Source organism: Deltaproteobacteria bacterium (assembly GCA_026388545.1).
Classification (GTDB): Bacteria; Desulfobacterota; Syntrophia; order Syntrophales; family UBA2185; genus JAPLJS01.
In genome coordinates, this window is record JAPLJS010000083.1 from 1 (window position 1) to 3,738 (window position 3,738).

At 44.1% G+C, this 3,738-nt stretch carries 3 protein-coding genes; all 3 read left to right on the forward strand.

Annotated elements, in window-relative coordinates; genetic code table 11:
- On the forward strand, positions 1 to 1,156 hold a 1,156-nt coding region (locus tag NTW12_10350; protein ID MCX5846735.1), incomplete at its 5' end, for a hypothetical protein.
- A 29-nt stretch (positions 1,157 to 1,185) separates the two neighbouring features.
- Positions 1,186 to 2,250 carry a hypothetical protein gene (locus NTW12_10355; GenBank protein MCX5846736.1) on the forward strand — a complete coding sequence of 355 codons (1,065 nt, stop codon included), beginning with the start codon at positions 1,186 to 1,188 and terminating at the stop codon, positions 2,248 to 2,250.
- 62 nt (positions 2,251 to 2,312) lie between these two features.
- Entirely contained in the window at positions 2,313 to 3,539 is a 1,227-nt protein-coding gene (locus NTW12_10360; GenBank protein ID MCX5846737.1) for a hypothetical protein, read from the forward strand.
- Positions 3,540 to 3,738 lie beyond the last annotated feature (199 nt).

Below are 3,738 nucleotides of genomic sequence, written 5' to 3' on the forward strand. Positions count from 1 at the left end.
TTTCCACCTTGGAGGTGAGGATACAATGCGCGGAATAACCATCATCTTTTCTTTCCTTCTGATCAATCTCCTGTTTATACCGGCCGGCCTGTGTCAGGAAAAATGCGTGAATACCGAGGGAGAAGCAGCGATTATCAATAATGATCTCCCCTCTGCGAAAACGGAGGCCATTGCCAGGGCAAAGTGGGCAGCCATTGAACAGACCGTGGGCATTGAGGTCAAGGCACAGAGCTTTGTTCAGAATTTCACCCTCATAGAAGATGTGATAAAAACACAAGTTGCAGGGGTTGTAAAAAGCTTTAAAGTCCTGGATCAGGTTAATAAAGAAGATTCGGTTATGGTGAAAATTAAGGCCTGCGTTCAGCCGACAAAGGCAAAGGAAGTCGTTTCCTCCCTTGCCCTCAATAATTCCGTTGCCGTCTTTATCCCGGCCCGGAAACCCGGTAAACGTGGAGATGAGTTTGAAGAAACAAACATTCTTTCTGAGACTCTTATCGGTAAACTCACCGATCAGAATTATACGGTCGTCGATGTAGCCCCGACACAAGCTATTGACGCCATGGAAATTGAAAAGTCCGTGAAGAGCGGCAGTACCCTCGCCGTCAGAAGCATGATGTATAAATTTCTCTCCAATGTGATCATCATTGGCAAGGTTGATTATACCATATCAACAAAAAAGGGTGAAGATATCGGATATCATATCACCATGCCGTTTAACAGTGTAACAGTCAGGCTAAATTATCGCATAGTCGCTAAAAACAATAAAACAGGCAATATGGAAATTCTTACGGCAGATACGGCACAAAGCAAAGGCCTTGCCAACAGCGTTGAGGATGCCGCTGCGGAAGCCATGAAAGACCTGGCTGAAAAACTTACCCCCAAAATACTTGATAAGGTTGCATCGTACATCCAGGGCAATGTCAAAAAAGTGAGCGTCAAGGTAAACGGCGTTACCGATCTCGATACGAACCTGGAAGTTAAAGGCATCTTGCAGAGCATTGTATGGGTAACGGGTGTGGAGGATAAGCAGATGGGAGAATTTATCGTAAGCTATCCTGAAAACACGATCTACCTGGCCAACAGCATAAAGCAGAAGGGCAACTTTAATGTGACAAACTTCTCTGCTTATTCAATAACACTGAATTATCAAAAATAAATAATCGAAACGAAATGGATATTCGAAAAATGGAACGACAACACAATTCAAACATAGTATGGGTTAAGCAGTTCTTCTCATCGGTTATCATTCTTTTATTGATGTTAACGGGATGCGCAACCAAGATCAAAGTGAACATGTTACAACCCGCACAATACCATCAAGCTTCTCTTACCAAGACGGTTGCGGTATTATCATTTTCGGGAACAGGCGGTCAAGAATTTGCTGCGGAAATAGAAGGCGTTTTGGCTTCGAAAAGTATCGATGATAAACAGTATTTTATATTAGTTGACAGGGCATCCATAGATAAAACTATTTCTGAGCTGCAATTTTCTCAAAGCGCCTTGACTGATCAGAAAACAGCCGCAAAAATCGGCAAGCTTGTTGGCGCCCAGGGGATTTATACAGGCACTATCACCTCTGCGCAAGTCAATGACAGTAACTACAAAGAAAAGCGACAGGAATGTGTGCAGCATAAAATTGAGCGTGACAAAAAAGGAAATGAATATGAAGGACGGTGTATTCAGTGGAAAAATTACAATGTAAGGTGCACGAAAAGAAATGCAAATTTCTCTGTCACACCCAAGTTGATTGAAGTAAGTACAGCAAAGATCCTTTATTCACGAAATCTTTCAGCATCGGCCAGTTCATCGGGTTGTGAAGACGCGTCTCCTCCTAAGACTGAACAGGAATTGCTAGAAAAGGTAAAAGAAGATGTGAAAAGGCAATTTATAAAAGATATCGCACCGTATTATATTACTGTTGAAATAAAACTCATGGATTCAACAGACCAAATCAATTCAAGTGAGGCTAAAGATAAACTGAAGCAAGGAATCGCTTTTGCGGATAAAGGGAGAATGGACAACGCCTGCGAAATATGGGGACAGGCACGAATACTTGCACCCGCTTCACCTGCAATTCTTTACAATCTTGGCGTATGTGCTGAAAGCCGGGGAGATGCGGAGGCCGCGTTGAACCTCTATAAACAGGCTGATAAGCTGATAGGAAAGCCGGATGAAAATATTACTCTCGCTCTTAGCAGGGTATCTTTGGCTGTCAAGAACCGGCAAAAACTAACGGAGCAGATAAAATAATCATAGCAGTAAATTTCTCACCCCACTCCTTAGAAGATTAACAAATACTGGAGGGTGACGTTGTGTTCAAGAAATACGCATTACTTCTTGTTGTTTCATTTATTTTAGTTTCCTGCGCTACTGTTCCAACGGTCGATCCGACGGCATATACTATCGATAAAGGACCCAGAGATGTTGTGCCGAAAGCATGCCGTTTTGCCTATGAGTCCGCCTTCCCAAAGGTCGCCGTGGCCAATTTTACCAACAATACCCCCTTTGAGAATATCAGTGTCATACAGTCCCATATTGTGGGTTCAGGTCAAAAGACTTCCGTAGGCGGGGCTGCAATCGGCATAGCCCCTGGAGGAGCAGGTGCTGTCTGGGGTGCAAAGGAGAATACATGGTTTCAGCAAGATGCTGAGGAAACGCAAAGACAAATCAATGCAAAACTCACGGAGAGTATTGAAGACGGGGTCATGGATGATCTGGTCAATCTGGGAGGCACTAAGGTCTTTACGAGAAAAGAAATGGAAAAGATCATGTCCGAACATAAGTTCCAGCGTTCCGGACTTGTCGATGAAGCAAGTCTTGCCGTCATCGGAAAATTCGCGGGCGTTAAATACATCGTAACCGGTTCCATCAATAATGTGGAGTTATCATACAAGACCTATGAGTCCGCTAAAACAGGGTCTCGAGATGCAGGCAGGATAGCGGCTAGACGAACTGAAGACACCGGCACTGCGCTTGCGGGTGTGCTTATAGGTGCTGTCGTAGCGACAACTCTGGAGGCACTGGAAGGCTGGACTATCAGCACAGAAGTTACTTTGAGAATGCTTGACGTGGAAACAGGGGAAGTTGTCTTTTCAGATAAAGTTAGCGGTAAACAATTTGTCGGCAATGCCCCCAAGCTCGATTACGATGCCGTAATCGGCGGCATCAAGAAGGCTGCATCCAGAGGATTGGACACCGCGCGGCCAAAACTCTCCAAATGGTTCACGGTAAAAGGTTATATACGGCAATTAAGAATCAGCCCTGATGGAAAGGAGAAGATCGCCGGCTTAAATATCGGCGAAAAGATGGGGCTCAAGCCAGGTTCAAAGTTGATCGTCTATACCTTTGAAGAACTGGAGGATGAGGATCCCGTGACCGGAACTAAAAAAACAACCTGCACTATGTTTAAATTGCCTGTCGAGTTTACCGTAACAGATCAGATACAGGCAGATAGCGCATGGGTAACGATAGAAGGCGCCTCGGAAGGGATAAAAAGGGTTAAGGTTGGACAGTTAGTCGAACGAAAGCCCTTCCAATAACTGATCATTATAAAGAGTCTGGGATAATTTTATTTCGCAGAATGTTTATTTTAAAAATGATGCTAGTGTTTACTTGCAATAATAACCGTTATGATGTATTGTCATGGGCAAGGAGGAAGAGCCATGCCCAAGAAAGCCATTATACCGAAATGTACGGAAGAAGACAGGGCTGTTTTGCAACAATGGGCAAACAGCCGTA